The 16,394-nt window shown below is 68.8% G+C and carries 13 protein-coding genes; 9 read left to right on the top strand and 4 right to left on the bottom strand.

Annotation, left to right across the window (positions count from 1 at the left end):
* Positions 1-11: 11 nt before the first annotated feature.
* The 4 genes from ACGFYQ_RS27555 to ACGFYQ_RS27540 form a co-directional block, all read right to left on the bottom strand.
* Positions 12-956: a carbohydrate ABC transporter permease gene (locus ACGFYQ_RS27555; protein WP_393748361.1), complete on the bottom strand. Its 945-nt coding sequence runs from the start codon at positions 954-956 to the stop codon at positions 12-14.
* Positions 957-976: 20 nt separating this feature from the next.
* A complete protein-coding gene (gene ngcE, locus ACGFYQ_RS27550) occupies positions 977-2,404 on the bottom strand; it encodes an N-acetylglucosamine/diacetylchitobiose ABC transporter substrate-binding protein (protein WP_393748559.1) in 1,428 nt (475 codons plus the stop codon).
* Positions 2,405-2,704: 300 nt separating this feature from the next.
* Positions 2,705-5,434, bottom strand: a complete 2,730-nt coding sequence (gene acnA, locus ACGFYQ_RS27545; RefSeq protein ID WP_393748359.1) for an aconitate hydratase AcnA — start codon at positions 5,432-5,434, stop codon at positions 2,705-2,707.
* A gap of 140 nt (positions 5,435-5,574) precedes the next feature.
* Positions 5,575-6,579, bottom strand: a complete 1,005-nt coding sequence (locus ACGFYQ_RS27540) for a LacI family DNA-binding transcriptional regulator (protein WP_393748357.1) — start codon at positions 6,577-6,579, stop codon at positions 5,575-5,577.
* A gap of 85 nt (positions 6,580-6,664) precedes the next feature.
* On the opposite strand from ACGFYQ_RS27540, the gene ACGFYQ_RS27535 reads away from it, so the two are divergent.
* The 9 genes from ACGFYQ_RS27535 to ACGFYQ_RS27495 all read left to right on the top strand — a co-directional run bounded on the left by ACGFYQ_RS27535 (position 6,665) and on the right by ACGFYQ_RS27495 (position 16,283).
* Positions 6,665-8,587, top strand: a complete 1,923-nt coding sequence (locus ACGFYQ_RS27535) for an amidohydrolase (RefSeq protein ID WP_393748356.1) — start codon at positions 6,665-6,667, stop codon at positions 8,585-8,587.
* A 102-nt stretch (positions 8,588-8,689) separates the two neighbouring features.
* On the top strand, positions 8,690-9,193 hold the full coding sequence (locus ACGFYQ_RS27530; protein ID WP_393748354.1) for a hypothetical protein: 504 nt from the start codon (positions 8,690-8,692) through the stop codon (positions 9,191-9,193).
* A 42-nt stretch (positions 9,194-9,235) separates the two neighbouring features.
* Positions 9,236-9,487 (top strand): MarR family winged helix-turn-helix transcriptional regulator, encoded by a 252-nt coding sequence (locus ACGFYQ_RS27525; protein ID WP_393748557.1) that lies wholly within the window; start codon positions 9,236-9,238, stop codon positions 9,485-9,487.
* A 57-nt stretch (positions 9,488-9,544) separates the two neighbouring features.
* Positions 9,545-11,074 carry a helix-turn-helix domain-containing protein gene (locus ACGFYQ_RS27520; RefSeq protein ID WP_393748352.1) on the top strand — a complete coding sequence of 510 codons (1,530 nt, stop codon included), beginning with the start codon at positions 9,545-9,547 and terminating at the stop codon, positions 11,072-11,074.
* 687 nt (positions 11,075-11,761) lie between these two features.
* The gene (locus tag ACGFYQ_RS27515; protein WP_393748350.1) at positions 11,762-12,979 is read left to right on the top strand and encodes a hypothetical protein; all 1,218 of its coding nucleotides are present in this window, start codon (positions 11,762-11,764) and stop codon (positions 12,977-12,979) included.
* A gap of 228 nt (positions 12,980-13,207) precedes the next feature.
* On the top strand, positions 13,208-14,122 hold the full coding sequence (locus tag ACGFYQ_RS27510; protein WP_393748348.1) for a hypothetical protein: 915 nt from the start codon (positions 13,208-13,210) through the stop codon (positions 14,120-14,122).
* Positions 14,123-14,390: 268 nt separating this feature from the next.
* A complete protein-coding gene (locus tag ACGFYQ_RS27505) occupies positions 14,391-14,594 on the top strand; it encodes a hypothetical protein (RefSeq protein WP_393748346.1) in 204 nt (67 codons plus the stop codon).
* A gap of 55 nt (positions 14,595-14,649) precedes the next feature.
* A complete protein-coding gene (locus ACGFYQ_RS27500; protein WP_393748344.1) occupies positions 14,650-15,141 on the top strand; it encodes a hypothetical protein in 492 nt (163 codons plus the stop codon).
* Positions 15,138-16,283 carry an excalibur calcium-binding domain-containing protein gene (locus ACGFYQ_RS27495; RefSeq protein WP_393748342.1) on the top strand — a complete coding sequence of 382 codons (1,146 nt, stop codon included), beginning with the start codon at positions 15,138-15,140 and terminating at the stop codon, positions 16,281-16,283. The genes ACGFYQ_RS27500 and ACGFYQ_RS27495 overlap by 4 nt, the downstream gene beginning before the upstream one ends.
* Positions 16,284-16,394 lie beyond the last annotated feature (111 nt).

Genomic DNA, 16,394 nt, shown 5'->3' with positions numbered 1-16,394 from the left:
TGGAACTCCGCTCAGAACTCGATGCGCTCGCGGCGGGTGGCACGCAGCGTGATGACGGAGAGGATCATGGTGAGGACGAGCATGACCACGCCCATGGCGCAGGCGTAGCCGCTCTTGCCGAAGTAGAGGAAGTTCCTCATCAGCACCGTCGCCATGACCTCGCTGTGGTGGTCGGGTCCGCCGCCGAACTGGCCCGAGGTCATGGTCGACACCAGGACGAACATGTCCATCGCGGCGATGCCCAGATAGACCGCGGACGTCTGCACAGAATCCCACAGCAGGGGCAGGGTGACCTTGAGGAACGTCTGGGCGCGCCCCGCGCCGTCGAGCAGCGCGGCCTCGTAGATGTCCTTGGGGACGGACTGCATGGCCGCGGAGAACAGCACGAGGTAGAAGCCGACGCCGTGCCAGACGACGACGAGGAGCAGGCACCAGAGCACGAACCTGGGCTCGTTCAGCCATTCGACCGGGTGCATCGCGTCGACCAGGCCGAGTTTGATGAGGACGCCGTTGAGCAGGCCTCCCCCATCGGTGCGGTACACGGCCCCGAAGAGCACCGCGAGGATGGCGAGGGAGAGGACCTGCGGGAAGAAGTAGACGATCTTGTAGAACGCCGAGCCCCGCACGCCCTGGACCCCGCCGGCCCCGCCCCGCCCGCCCGCGTTCACCATGAAGGCGAAGAAGAGGGCCAGCAGGATGGTGACGGTCGGGACGAACACCAGGAGCAGCAGGTTGTGCCACAGGGCGCCGCGGAAGACCTCGTCCTTCATCAGGGCCGTGTAGTTGTCCACTCCGACGAAATCGAAGGTCGGCGACTGGCCCGTCCAGTTGGTGAAGGAGTAGCCGAACGTTTGTACGTACGGCCAGATGACGAAGGTCAGATAGAGCGCGATCGGTGCGAGGAGGAAGCCGGCGACGAAGCCGGTCCGTCCTCTGCCCTGGGCTACTTGACTCATGGTGTCCGTCCCTGCGGAGGTCAGCTGCGCTTGTTGTTCTTGGCGTTGGGGTCCTGCGCCGCCTTGTTTACCGCAGCCTGGGCGCGCTTGATCCACTCCTTCGGCTGAATCCGCTTGGCCATCAGCTCATTGGACGCGTCCTGGATCGCCGTGTCCATCTCGCTGTACCAGTCGGGGTACAGGTAGTTGAACGTGTTCGTCCCCGCCGCCTTGAGGGCCGTCACCGCCGACTGGGTGCCCGGGCGCAGCTTCACGTTCGGGTCCACGCCGTCCTTGACCACGGTGAGCGAGTTGGCCTGCTGGGCGAAGAGGGTCGACCATTCGCGGGACAGCATGGAGCGGATGAACTCCAGGCCTCCGGCCTTGTTGGCGGCCTTCTCCGGGACGATGAAGGGCTCGCCGGCGCCGGCCCGGATGGCTTCGAAGGGCAGCTTGCTGTCGGCCAGCAGCGGCATCGGCAGGAACTGCATGTCGAAGTCGTCCGGGGTCTGCTTGAGCTGCTCGTTCTCCAGCCAGGAGCCGGAGGGGATGAACGCCGCCTTGTACTGGTTCCAGGCGGTCTGGGACTCCGTGTGGGTGAGGCCGTTGGTGCCCGGCAGCATCAGGTCCTTCTCGACCACCTCGTAGACCGCCTCGACGGCGGCGAGGGCCGCCGCGTTGCCCTCGAAGGCGTTGGGCTCCAGGTTGTCGATCGCCTTCATGGCCTCCAGACCGCCCTTCTTGGCGATCAGGTCCATGATGACGACATTGATGTAGTACGGGTACTTGCCCTGGTGGGCGAGGCCGCCGATGCCCGCCTCCTTGGCCTTCGTGCAGACCGCGAGGAACTCGTCCCAGGTCTTCGGCGGCGTCCAGCCCTTCTCCTTGAAGAGCTTGCCGGAGTACCAGAGGCCGAAGACGGTGTACACGTAGTTCAGGGAGACGAACTTGCCCCCCTGCATGCCCTGTTCGACGGTGCCGGCGATCAGCGTGTCCCGGACCTTCTTGGCCGGGTCGTCGAGCGAGGGCGCGTCGAGCACGGGGGTGAGGTCGGCCAGCTGGTTGCTCTTGAAGAGCACGTCCAGCTTGATCTTCTGGGCACCGGAGTCGTCGACGACATCCGGCGGGTTTCCGCCGTTGAAGCGCGTCTGGAGCTTTCCGGTGATCTCCTGCGTGCCGAGGTGGGAGCTGGTGGTGCCCCACTTCTTGTCGAAGGCGGCCTCCCAGGCCTTCGCGTAGTCGTCGCCGAAACCGCCCTTGAAGACGACGACGTCCAGCTTGCCGCCCTTGGCGACGCCGAAGGGGTTCTCCTTGGTCACCGGCGCCTTGTCCGGGCCCTTCGTGGAGTTCTCGTCGCCGCCGGAGGCGCAGGCGGACAGGAAGCTCATCGTCGGCACCGTGATCAGTCCGAGTGCTGCGGAGCGCTTGATCAGATCACGGCGCCCGAGGCCCTCACCAGTGGATCCCATGCTCATGTCCTCGCCTTCGTCAGAAGTGTGAAGGAGGCCGGAGAATCACGGCGTTGCCGTGTATGCGGACATCACCGCAGGTCCCCGCCCATCCCCCCGGTCCGGAGCCGATCGTCTCGCGGTGATCCGGACGGGCACAGGTATAGTCCACTTCCGCTCGTGTGAGCAAGATCATGCACACGTATGGCCGCCAGCTTTTCCGAGTTGAGACCTGTCCGTCACCTCGGATCGGCGCCGGACAAGCGGAAGGGCCGTACCCCCTTAACGGGGATACGGCCCTTTGGTACCGATAAACCGTGCTTAGCCGCGGATCAGGTTGCGGAGCACGTACTGCATGATGCCGCCGTTGCGGTAGTAGTCCGCCTCACCCGGCGTGTCGATGCGGACGACCGCGTCGAACTCCACACCGGTGTCGGTGGTCACCTTGACGGTGCGCGGGGTGGTGCCGTTGTTCAGCTCCTCCACACCGGTGAAGGCGAAGGTCTCCTCGCCGGTGAGGCCCAGGGAGGCCGCCGTGGCGCCCTCGGGGAACTGCAGGGGCAGGACGCCCATGCCGATCAGGTTCGAGCGGTGGATGCGCTCGTAGGACTCGGCGATGACGGCCTTGACGCCGAGCAGCGCGGTGCCCTTGGCCGCCCAGTCGCGGGAGGAGCCGGAGCCGTACTCCTTGCCCGCCAGGATGACCAGCGGGATGCCGGCGGCCTGGTAGTTCTGCGAGGCGTCGTAGATGAAGGAGACCGGCGCGCCCTCGACGGTGAAGTCGCGGGTGAAGCCGCCCTCGGTGCCCGGCGCGATCTGGTTGCGCAGGCGGATGTTGGCGAACGTACCGCGGATCATGACCTCGTGGTTGCCGCGGCGGGAACCGTACGAGTTGAAGTCGCGGCGCTCGACGCCGTGCTCCGTGAGGTACTTGCCGGCCGGGGTGTCGGCCTTGATCGCACCGGCCGGGGAGATGTGGTCGGTGGTGACCGAGTCGCCCAGCTTCGCCAGCACGCGGGCGCCGGCGATGTCGGAGACCGGGGTGGTCTCCATCGTCATGCCCTCGAAGTAGGGGGGCTTGCGGACGTAGGTGGACTGCGGGTCCCACTCGAAGGTGTTGCCGGTCGGGATCGACAGCGCCTGCCACTGGGCGTCGCCCGCGAAGACGTCCTGGTAGGACTTGTTGAACATGTCCTCGCCGATGGCGTTCGCCACGACGTCGTTGACCTCGGCCTCGGAGGGCCAGATGTCCTGGAGGAAGACCGGCTCGCCCTCGGTGTCGATGCCGATGGCGTCCTTGGTGATGTCCACCTTCATGGAGCCCGCGATGGCGTACGCGACGACCAGCGGCGGGGAGGCCAGGTAGTTCATCTTGACGTCGGGGTTGATCCGGCCCTCGAAGTTGCGGTTGCCGGAGAGCACCGAGGTGACCGCGAGGTCGTGCTCGTTGATCGCCTTCGAGATCTCCTCGTCCAGCGGACCGGAGTTGCCGATGCAGGTGGTGCAGCCGTACCCGACGAGGTTGAAGCCCATCTTGTCGAGGTACGGGGTCAGGCCGGCCTTGTCGAAGTAGTCGGTGACGACCTTCGAGCCCGGGGCCAGGGTGGTCTTGACCCACGGCTTGCGGGTCAGGCCCTTCTCGACCGCCTTCTTGGCCACGAGCGCCGCGGCGACCATGACGTAGGGGTTCGAGGTGTTGGTGCAGGAGGTGATCGCGGCGACGGTGACGGCGCCGTGGTCGATCTCGAAGGACGAACCGTCCGCGAGGGTGACCAGCGTCGGGCGGGTCGGGACGCCGTCGACGGTGGCCGGGGAGTCGGAGGCCGGGAAGGACTCCTTGCCCGCCTCGTCGTCGTCCTCGACGTAGTTGCGCACGTCCTGGGCGAACTGCTGGGAGGCGTTCGCGAGGACGATGCGGTCCTGCGGGCGCTTCGGGCCGGCGATGGAGGGGACGACCGTGGAGAGGTCGAGCTCCAGCTTCTCGGAGAAGTCCGGCTCGGCGGCCGGGTCCAGCCACAGGCCCTGCTCCTTGGCGTACGCCTCGACCAGGGCGACCTGCTGGGCGTCGCGGCCCGTCAGGCGCAGGTACTTCAGGGTCTCGTCGTCGATCGGGAAGATCGCGGCGGTGGAGCCGAACTCCGGCGACATGTTGCCGATGGTGGCGCGGTTCGCGAGGGAGGTGGCGGAGACGCCCTCACCGTAGAACTCGACGAACTTGCCGACGACACCGTGCTTGCGCAGCATCTCGGTGATGGTCAGCACCAGGTCGGTGGCGGTGGTGCCGGTGGGCAGCTCGCCGGTCAGCTTGAAGCCCACGACGCGCGGGATCAGCATGGAGACCGGCTGGCCGAGCATCGCGGCCTCGGCCTCGATGCCGCCGACGCCCCAGCCCAGCACGCCCAGGCCGTTGACCATGGTGGTGTGCGAGTCGGTGCCGACGAGGGTGTCGGGGTACGCCTGGCCGCCCCGGACCATGACGGTGCGGGCCAGGTGCTCGATGTTGACCTGGTGGACGATGCCGGTGCCCGGGGGGACGACCTTGAAGTCGTCGAAGGCGGTCTGGCCCCAGCGCAGGAACTGGTAGCGCTCCTTGTTGCGGCCGTACTCCAGCTCGACGTTCTGCGCGAAGGCGTCCTTCGTGCCGAACTTGTCGGCGATGACCGAGTGGTCGATGACCATCTCGGCGGGCGAGAGCGGGTTGATCTTCGCCGGGTCGCCGCCGAGGGCCTTCACGGCCTCGCGCATGGTGGCGAGGTCCACGACGCAGGGGACGCCGGTGAAGTCCTGCATGATCACGCGGGCCGGCGTGAACTGGATCTCCTCGCTGGGCTGCGCCTGCGAGTCCCAGTTGCCGAGCGACCGGATGTGGTCGGCGGTGATGTTCGCGCCGTCCTCGGTACGGAGCAGGTTCTCCAGCAGCACCTTCAGGCTGTAGGGAAGGCGGGCGGCGCCCTCAACCTTGTCCAGCCGGAAGATCTCGTACGACTCGTCGCCCACCTGCAGCGTGCTGCGGGCGTCGAAGCTGTTCGCCGACACGACAGTCTCCTTCATGCATGAATTTCGCGCGTATGACCGCATCCTGCCGCCACGCCCCTTGGCCAATCCGCTAAGGTCAGGCTAAGTTAGGTAACCCTTACCAGCGGGGGCGGCTGCGGTACGCCTTCGGCAGATATCTCGATGTCGAGATAACTCTAGTACATGTCCGGGGGCAGGGACGAGGCGCGCACCCGCAGGCCCGCCGGGACGGTCAACCGACCGGTCGCCTCCGCATGCCCCGATTCCACCAGCGCCACCAGCGCGGACATCGCGAGGACGCCGGTCCGCTCCGGGTTCAGGGTGACGGTGGTCACGGGCGGATCGCCTTCCGCATACGCCGGATCCTCGCTCGCGCAGACCAGGAAGAGGTCTCCCGGCGTACGGATTCCATGGCGCGCGGCGGCGGCCAGCACCTGGCGGCCACCCGGATCGTAGAGCGTGTACACGGCGTCGGGGCGGCCGGGCGCGGTGAAGGTGCGGTCGAAGGCGCGGCCTTCCCCGTCCAGCGGATCGAAGGGGACCACCAGCGGGGTCATCCCCCGCTCCGCGCACCAGTGTTCGTAGGCCGAGGTGACGGCTCCCGTGTAGAACTCCCGGCCGAAGGCGGAGTGCAGGGCTATGCGACGGGCGCCGGACGCGGCCAGGTGGTCGAGCACCTCGCGGGTGGTGCCGGTGTGGTCGCTGTCCACCCACACGTCTCCCGGCAGGGGGTCGCCGGGCCGGCCGTCGAAGACGATGGGCAGCCCGCGCGCCCGCAGGGCCTTGAGCACCGGGTCGCCCTCCGGGCTGTCGAGCAGCAGCATCCCGTCGACCGCGAGGGTGTGCCACAGGGGCTCGGAGCCGCGGTCCGCGGGGAGGGTCGTCAGGGCGTAGCCGTGGGCGTGGGCGACGGAGGTGGCGGCGGTGAGCAGCCGGGAGAAGTAGGCGACGCCCGCGAAGTCCCAGGTCCAGTCTGCGTACGTGGTGACCGCGAGGCCGAGGGTACGGGTGCGGGGGCCGCGGTGAGTGCCGTAGCCGAGGGCGGCGGCCATCTCCCGGACCCGGCGGCGGGTGCCGTCGCCGAGGCGGCCGGTGCCGGCCAGCGCGTGGGAGACGGTCGCCGTGGAGACCTCCGCGGCGCGCGCGATGTCGGCGATGGTGGGTCCTGGCACGCGGGCCATCGTACGGATTTCGTCGTCCGGGGTGGGTTCTGGTTAAGGGGTTAATCAAAGAGTGTCCTCGCCACACCGAATGATTGGAGTGGCCATGACGTCTCCTCTGCCCCACCTGTCCCGTCGGGGACTGCTCGCGGCGGCCGGCGCCGCCGGCGCGGCGGGTCTGCTCGGCCCGGCGGCCGGCAGCGCTTCCGCGGCGCCCCCGGGACGCGGCCCGGCGGCCCTGGTCCTCCACAACGCGCGGGTGTTCACCGGCGCGGAGTCCGGGCGGCCGGTCGAGGCGGTGGCCGTCGGCCGGGACGGGACGATCCTGGCCACCGGGGAGGGATCGGCGCTGCGCCGGTTCGTCGGCCGGGACACCGATGTCGTGGACGCCGGCGGCAACACGGTGATGAGCGGCATCCACGACGGGCACGTGCACCCGCTGGGCGCAGGCCAACGCTCACTGAGCCCCTCGCTGGACGGGGCGGAGACCACCGTGGAGGAGCTGCGGGAGATCCTCGGCGGGTTCCTCGCCGACACCGGCGGCGCGGCGGCGGAGCCGGACCGCTGGCTGGTGGTGGAGGACTGGAACCCGGTCGGGCTGCTGCCGACGGGGACCGTCCCGAACCACTCGATGCTGGACGCGCTGGCGACCCGCCGCCCGATCGCCCTGGTCGGCGGCGACGGGCACAACCTGTGGGTCAACCAGCGGGCGCTGGACATCGCCGGCGTCACGGCGGCCACCCCCGATCCGGTGGGCGGCCAGGTCGTGAAGGGGCCGGACGGGCAGCCGACGGGCGTGCTGAAGGACGACGCGCAGGGCCTGGTGAAACGGCACATCCCCGAGCCCTCCCGGGCCGAACTGGTCGCGGCCTGCGCCCGGGTGCTGGACCTGGCGGCCGCGTCCGGGATCACGACGATGATGGACGCCCTGGTCGGACGGCACGAACTGGAGCTCTACCGGGCGCTGGCGGAGGCCGGGAAGCTGCCGCAGCGGATCGTTCCCGCGATCCGGCTGGACGCCGAGGAGGCCAAGGACCCGGCGGACGCGCTGGAGTACGCGCGCGGCCTGCGGCGGGAGTACGGGCTTGCGGACGGGGTGCCCGGGCTGCGCTTCGGGATGATCAAGGTGTTCCTGGACGGGGTGATCGAGCACCCGGCGCAGACGGCCGCGCTGCTGGAGCCGTACCTGGACGGAAACGGCAAACCCACGCAGAACCGGGGCGAGCTGTACACCTCGGCGGCCGACTACGGCCGGCTGACCGCCGCCTTCAACCGGGCGGGCTGGCAGATGCACGCCCACGGGCTGGGCGACCGGGCGGTGCGCGCGGCCCTCGACGGGTACGCGTACGCGCGCCGGGTCACCGGTCTGCGCGACCCGCGCAACGCCGTCGCGCACCTCCAGCTGGTGGACCCGGCCGACCTGCGGCGCTTCGCGCAGCTCGGGGTGGCGGCCTGCATGCAGCTCCAGTGGGCGGCGAAGGACACCTGGACGATGGAGGCGCTGCTGCCGTACATCGGGCCCGCGCGGCACCGCTGGATGTACCCGGCGCGCAGCCTGGAGAAGGCGGGGGCGCGGCTGACGGGCGGTTCCGACTGGCCGGTGGACGCCCTCCAGGTGTGGAACCAGCTGCGGACGGCCATCGACCGGCAGGGCGCGGCCGGCGAGGGCGAGCTGTACCGGGAGCTGGAGGGCCTGAGCCGCACCTCCGCCCTGCGGATGCACACCGCCGGCACGGCCTGGCAGCTGCGCCAGGAGGGGCTGACGGGCACGGTCGAGCAGGGCAAGGCGGCCGACCTGGTCGTACTGGACCGGGACGTGACGCGGTGCCCGGTGGCCGACCTCAGCGGGACCGGGGTGCGCATGACCCTGGTGGGCGGCCGCGTGGTGCACGACGCGGAGTCCCCGGCGGGCCGGGCGGCTTCGGCCCGGGTCGCGCGCGCGGGATCCGGGCCGCGCCCGGCCTCGTACGCGGCGGTGCACGGCGGCCGGCACCGGGCGTGCGGGTGCGGCGGGGGCGCGGGGGCGTGAGCCGGGCTTGGGTCGGGCCTGTCGGGCCTGAGTCGGGCTTGAGTCGGGCCTGACCCCGGCTTGAGTCGGGCCTGGCTCAGGCCGACGTCAGCCGAGGAGCCCGTGCCGCCCGGCCCAGGCATGGACGGCGGCGGCGATTTCCCGGGGCGGTCCTCGGGGCAGAGGTGGGCGGCCGGACCGCAGTACTCGGTCTCCAGCGCCGCGATGTTCTCCTCGCACCAGGCGGCCTGCTCGGCCCCGACCATCAGGGTGGGCGAGCCGTCGAAGGCGAGCAGGAGCTTGGGCACCTCCGGACTGCCGGACAACCAGGCGTCGTACCCCGCGACCCGGACGAGGACGTCCGCCGGCTCGCCGTCGGTCGGCAGCGAACGGGCCCACCGGAGCATGGGCAGACGGCTCTCCCGGGTCGGGTACGGGACGGCATGGACGGCCCGGTCGGCCTCGCTCATCGGGTTCAGCACCGTCCGCCCGATGCTGTCCTCGATGAAGACGTTCCGGTCCAGGACCATCTCCTCCCCCACACCCGGGGTACGTATCGCCTCGAACCGGGCGCGGGCGGCGGGCGGGTACTCCCCCAGGACATCGGCCGCAGGATCGTCTCCATGAAGGCGACGCCCCGGACCCGGCCGGGGCGACCTCGTCGCCGTCATCGACGAACTCGCCGAGCGCGAACTGGTCGAGCGGACCCCCGACCCCGAGGACCGCAGGCGCGATGTCATCACTCTCACACCGCTCGGCCGGCGGCGGCTGCGCACACCGGAACAACTGCTCGACGCGGCCCAGGAGGAACTCCTGTCCCCCCTGTCCACACAGGAGCGGGACCAGCTCGTCCGGCTCCTCGGCCGGCTCGTCGAGCACCACGCCACCACCGGGCCCACGATGGGACCTGACGGTCGATAACACCCAAATGGTCTACCCGGCGCGATCAACATCTCATATCTGAGATACGGTGCAGCCATGGCAGACGATTACCTCGTACGCATCGGCAAGCTCATCCGTGACGCCCGGCAACACCGGGGCTGGACACAGAGTCAGCTCGCGGACGCACTCGGCACCAGCCAGAGCGCCGTGAACCGGATCGAGCGCGGCAACCAGAACATCAGCCTTGAGATGATCGCCCGCATCGGGGAAGCCCTCGACAGCGAAATCGTCTCCCTCGGCTACGCCGGCCCGATGCACCTGCGCGTCGTCGGCGGCCGCCGGCTGTCCGGTGCCATCGACGTCAAGACGAGCAAGAACGCCTGCGTCGCCCTGCTGTGCGCCTCCCTGCTCAACAAGGGCCGTACGGTACTGAGGCGGGTGGCCCGCATCGAGGAGGTCTACCGCCTCCTGGAGGTCCTGAACTCCATCGGTGTCCGCACCCGCTGGATCAACGACGGCGTGGACCTGGAACTGATCCCGCCGGCCCGCCTCGACATGGAGGCGATGGACGCGGACGCGGCCCGCCGGACCCGCAGCATCATCATGTTCCTGGGCCCCCTGCTGCACCGCATGGACACCTTCCGCCTCCCGTACGCCGGCGGCTGCGACCTCGGCACCCGCACCATCGAGCCGCACATGATCGCCCTGCGCCGCTTCGGCCTGGACATCACCGCGACCGAGGGCATCTACCACGCGCAGGTCGCGGCCGGGGTCTCCCCGGACCGCCCGATCGTGCTGACCGAGCGCGGGGACACGGTCACCGAGAACGCCCTCCTGGCCGCCGCCCGGCACGACGGCGTCACGGTCATCCGCAACGCCTCCTCCAACTACATGGTCCAGGACCTGTGCTTCTTCCTGGAGGCGCTGGGGGTCAAGGTCGAGGGCGTCGGCACCACCACCCTCACCGTCCACGGCATCCCGAACATCGACGTGGACGTGGACTACTCCCCCTCCGAGGACCCGGTCGAGGCGATGAGCCTGCTCGCCGCCGCGGTCGTCACGGAGTCGGAGCTGACGATCCGCCGGGTCCCGATCGAGTTCATGGAGATCGAGCTCGCGGTCCTGGAGGAGATGGGCCTCGACCACGACCGCTCGCCGGAGTACACGGCCGACAACGGCCGCACCCGCCTGGTCGACCTCACGGTCCGCCCCTCCAAGCTCGAAGCCCCGATCGACAAGATCCACCCGATGCCGTTCCCCGGGCTGAACATCGACAACGTCCCGTTCTTCGCGGCCATCGCGGCCGTCGCCCAGGGCCAGACCCTGATCCACGACTGGGTCTACGACAACCGGGCCATCTACCTGACCGACCTCAACCGCCTCGGCGGCCGCCTCCAACTCCTGGACCCCCACCGTGTCCTGGTCGAAGGCCCCACCCGCTGGCGCGCGGCGGAGATGATGTGCCCGCCGGCCCTGCGCCCGGCGGTGGTGGTCCTCCTCGCGATGATGGCGGCGGAGGGCACCTCGGTGCTGCGCAACGTCTACGTCATCAACCGCGGCTACGAGGAACTGGCCGAGCGCCTCAACTCGGTGGGCGCCCAGATCGAGATCTTCCGCGACATCTAGGAAACTGGATGAATCGGTAAAATCCGGACCTGCGGTGATGCCCCCTCAAACCTGGGGCTGACCTGCGGAAATGACCCCTCGTGGCCCTCGATCCCTTCCGATGGTTTCCGTCCTCTTGTGGAGACCAAGTGGAAGTTGATCACGGTTGACCGACGAGTCGCCATCGGTACTTTTTAGGGCATAGCAGGACCCCACTGTTCTCTACGGAGAGTAGCGGGGGCCTGTGTCATTTTCGCCAGCTTGCACCCATAAGCGCTGGCCAGAGCCTTGGATGATGTCAACAGTGGGTGTTTGCGCGGTCGCTTGATGGCCCACTACCGTGCACCCGCAGACGCACACGGGCGCCCCCGCGAGGGCTCCCGCATCCAACTGCCCGGCACCGAACCGCCTATCCGGACGGCGCCAGCAGCACCATGACCGAGGCCGGTTGAAACGCGAAAGGACCCCAGCATCCAGGGACGGGTACCACCGTCCCATTCCAAGAAGCTGGGGTCCTTCCGCGGCGAAGCGGTCTTCGCCTTGCGCCTTTCGCCCTTGCAGGGGCTAGAGGTGCTGCCCACGGAAAGCACCCGTGAACACGCTTATTTTGGCATGCCCTGGGATGCCCAGGCCAGTCGCTCGCCCTATTTGTGACGACGAATTCATCACGCCGGCTACCTCTGGCGCCACCCCTGCGGTGGTGGCCCGATGACCTACGGCGCAGGTATCCAGCGCGGCCCCATGGCGGCCGACAACTTCACGCAGATCGCCAACGCCCTCTTCCGGGACCGCCGGATCAGCTTCAAGGCCAAGGGCATCTTCGGTCTGGTCTCCACGCATACCGAGGGCTGGCACGTGACGGTCGCGGATCTGGTGCGGTCCGGAACGGACGGCAAGGCCGCCATCACCACGGGCTTGAAGGAGCTAGAACGTTACGGCTACCTCGTCCGGGATCGCGAACGGCGTGACGACGGCACCCTCGGCGACGCTGTGTACTCGATCACGGACGTCCCGGCCCACCTCTTTGACCTCTTCGGTGACGATGCCGCCGCAGTCCTCGAAAACATGCAAAGCCGCAGTTCGCAGCCTAAGTCCGAAAATCCAGCGCTGGATGATCCTGTGCAGGCTAATCGGACCACTAAGAACAACAGCCTCAAGAAGACCAACAAGCAGAACACCAAGACCCGTCCGTCCGTCCGTACCGCGAAGGGCTCCGCGAACAAGCCCGAGACGGAGGGACCGACGAGTGAGTCCGCCGCCGAGGAGAAGCCCCCGCAGGCTCCGACCCGCGTAGCCGTGGCCCCGACCGAGGGCGTGCTGCTGCTGACCGCGATCGGCAGCGAGCTACCCGCGTTCCGCCTGACCGGCAAGACGCTCCGGGACCAAGGCCTGCTCGTCGATGGCCTGCTGGCCTCCGGCTGGAGCCCCGAGCAGATCCGCGACGTGGTCGCCGACCGCCCGCTGCCGGAGAAGCTGACCAAGACCGTGGGAGCGGTCATCTCCAGCCGTATCGGGGCCGCCGCGGATTCCCCCGCCCCGAGTGTGGCGCCGCTGCTTCCCCGGCAGGCCAAGGGCTGGCATGACCAGGACCAGGCGCCGGACGAGGAGACCTACACCGCCCCCGCGTTCGGTGAGCACATCGCCTCCCCGCGCTTCCACGAGTACACGGGCGACGACCGGGGGATCCCCTGCGGGAAGCCGTGCGATCCCGTGACGGGCCTGTGCCGTGAGCACTCTGGGGAACGACCGTGCCCCGTCTCCGGATGCCCCCGCTGGACGCCCAACACTGGGCCCTGCGACACCTGCGGTCGCGAGCTGGCGGAGGCCGAGGCCGCGTTCCAGCACTGCATCGGCGCCCCGCCGCTGATCAACGAACCCACTGAGGCCGAGCGCCTGGTGGACCTGGGCGGCGGGTGCCCACAGTGACCCGAGAGGCGTGCGCGAGCGAGGCATGCGCCGAGGCCGACCCGCTGAGCCCGTGCCTCTGCCACTGCGGCGGCTGGGGGCACGCCTCCACGAGACAGCCACCGCTGTTCACCCGCGAGGACATGGCGAAGCCCCGGCCGCCGCCGAGGCGGTAGCCGACTAAGGCGAAACCATTCCGCGGACCTACGCGGAGTTCCTTGATCCTCCAGCAGAAAGACCCACCAGGACATGAGCGAAACCACCCAGCCGCTGCTGGTGCGCGAGATGGTCGCCGACCAAATGCGCACCGCCACGGCGACGATTGACCAGCGGGTCACGCATTCCGCGCTGATTGTGCTCACCGTCATCTCCATCGCTTTCGCCGCCGCGCAGACCGTGGTCCTGCACGACTACCTACCCGCGGAATCCCTCAACACCTGGATCACCTGGACGCTGCCCATAGCGGTACAGGTGCTGATCATGGCGGCGGAGCTGATTCTGCTAGGGGCCGCGGTGACCCGCTCGACCCCGGTCCTGGCCACGGCCGGCGCAGTGATGACGCTGGGCTACGGCGCCGAAATCACGGCCCACATCAGCCAGCACAAGGCCGGCGAGCCCTTGCTCCTGGCCGTCGCGATGGTGCTGCTGTCGCTGATGTGCGGCGGGGCCTGGACGCTGCTGATGCTGTCGCTTCAGGCCGGTATCGACGACGCCGACAAGATCGTCCTGGACGGCCGGGCGAAGGACGCCGAGGCCGCCCCCCTCGTCGAGCTGGAAGGCCGTTACGCGGAACTCCAGACCGCCCACGCGGAACTCGCCGGGGACTTCGACCGGAGGGGCCTGGAGATCCAGCAGCGATCCGAGGAGCTGGAGGCCCTGCGCGAGGAGAACCAGCGGCTCCGCAGCGCGGCAGCCGACACCGGCAGCGACGTGGACGTCGAGGACGACGACGTGACCGGCGGCCGGGCCGGACGCCCTCCGAAGCACTCCGACGCGGAACTCCTGGAGGCGGGCATCGGGGTCTTCCGCGAAATCGGCCCTCCCCGCTCCTTCGCCCGCTTCAAGGAAGCGATGAAGGCGGCCGGGCTGACCGGGTCCGATGTCCGTCTCAAGGCCACCTTCGACCGCATCGCGGCCAACCCGCTCGCCACGGCCGGCGACTGACCCAGCACATGAAGACGGGGCCGGTAACGACCACTGGCCCCGTCCAAACCCTCCAGCGTGAAAGGCGTGCACACCATGGCACAGCAGACTCTCCTCCCCCGTATCCCGCAGCAGAGCCGTCATCACCCGCCTGAGCTGACCAACAACAGCACCGGACCCCCGCCACCAGCACCACGGCGGGGGCCTTCACGTAACCCGAAAGGAACCTCACGACCACGACGACCGCCCCCTTCCACCCGAGGGCGGGGGCATCGATCACGACGACACCATGTGCACCGCGTGCGGCTGGACGTACTCCATGGTTTGCCTGGAGTGCGCCGGGTGCGGCTGCTACACCGGCCAGTGCTCCGGCTGGCGCCACAACGAGTACGCGGGCGACACCGAGGACGGCGAGCCATTCTGCGATGACGACGACTGCGAGGGCTGCGACGACTACTCACCCTACGGGCTGACCTACGGCGAGGTGGGCTAGGCAAGCCCGCCAAATCCGTTCCAGGTGCCCTGAACACCGTGAGACGGTTCGGCCCATGACGACTGACCAGAACGGCTCGCACGACCTCCCTGCGATAAAGCAGGCGCTCGGCGAAATGGTGTATCAGGCCGCGTCCCTGGAGATGGTGATTCGTTTCGCAGGCGAGCTGACCGCCAAGGACAGCAAGGCAGCCAAGGCGCTCAGCGGGATGACCGCAGGCCAGCTCCTCCCGGCTGTCGCCAAGCTGGTCAGGGTGCGCACCGACAAGGTCACCTCCGGGGAGGTCGACCAATTCGAGCAGATCGTCAACGACGCTGGCCCCGAGCTGGAGAGCCGGAACACCTACATCCATGGTGCGTGGGGCGAGGAGAACGGTGCCCTGCTGGCGATGAACTGGAAGAAGGGTGGGGCGATCCGGACCCGATCGCTCGACGTCGCCGCCCTGGAGAAGCTCTCCGCCGAGCTGCTGGCGCTGGTGAACCGCACCATGGAGTGGGGTTGCAACGTGATCGAAAGGAACCCGGACCTGGTCCGCTCCCAGCCTTGACCTACACCGAAGCCCCCGCCCCGGCACCGAGCCTGCCAGCAGGGGCTTCGTCGCATCTGCTGTTTATCCTGCGTACCGATCGGTACGAGTTTCAATCTTTTGTACGCTCGCCGGGTCCACATCACGTATTGCCAGAAGGACGCCACGTGACCTACCCGCCGCCGTACCCCTACCCGCACGCGCCCGTACGGCGCTGGTGGCAGCACCCGGCACTGATCATCACTCTGCTGGTCGTCTTCCCGCCCGCAGGTATCGCCCTTGCCTGGATGAGCCCGTGGGACCAGACAAAGAAGATCATCGCTACCGTCCTTTCCGGCATCTGGTTTCTGATCGCGCTGCTGTCGGACCCTCCGAAGAAGGCCGAGACCGATGCGAAGCCGCAGGCACCCGCCAGCGCACCAAGCCCGAGCCTGAGCCCGAGCCCGTCCGGACCTCCTAGCTTCGTCGGGCAGAACCTCAAGGCAGCGAAGACCGCGGCCTCTTCCGCTGGGTACAACGCGATATCGCATGACGCCGCGGACAGCAACGCAAGCCAGTGGGACGACGACAACTGGAAGGTGTGTTTCCAGACCCCGGCGGCCAAGCAGATCGGCAAGCTGCCGACGCTCGACTTCGGCGTCGTCCGCAACGAAGTCCCGTGCCCAGCCAAGGATGGCGACCCCATCCCGTACCCGAAGATGCCCAAGGTCGTCGGCCAGACCTTCGCGAAGGCTTCCGAGACACTCAAGCCGCTCGGCCTCCAAAAGATCGAACCGCAGAGCGCGTATACCGACGTCACTCTCCCCGCCGTCGTTGATGATTGGACCGTTTGCTTCCAGGAGCCCGAAGAGGGCAAGGAGATCCAGCGCCCGAAGACCACCACGGCGTATCTCAAGCTGACCGCACCCGGCACCGCATGTCCCCAGGAACAGCACACCAAGCTGCACCCGGACCCGACACCGCCCAGCAACGGTGACGAAGACTCAGGCAGCACCGGCGGATCCTCGACTTCTGGGGGCTCCTCTGGCTCCGGCGGTGGCGGCAGCGTCTACTACAAGAACTGCACCGCCGTGCGCGCGGCCGGCGCCGCCCCCATCCATCGGGGTGACCCCGGATACGGCAAGCACCTCGACCGCGACGGTGACGGCGTCGCCTGCGAGTAACAGCCGCACGATGAGACCCCCGCACCGGCACCGCGCCGGCCGGCGGGGGTCTTCGTCGTTCGCCCCCTTCCGAACGTACAGAAGATCAGCGACACTCACGTCCCCCGCGGA

Origin of the sequence: Streptomyces sp. NPDC048258 (assembly GCF_043201995.1) — a bacterium.
Classification (GTDB): Bacteria; Actinomycetota; Actinomycetes; order Streptomycetales; family Streptomycetaceae; genus Streptomyces.
This window is presented reverse-complemented; position numbering and strand designations above follow the sequence as displayed.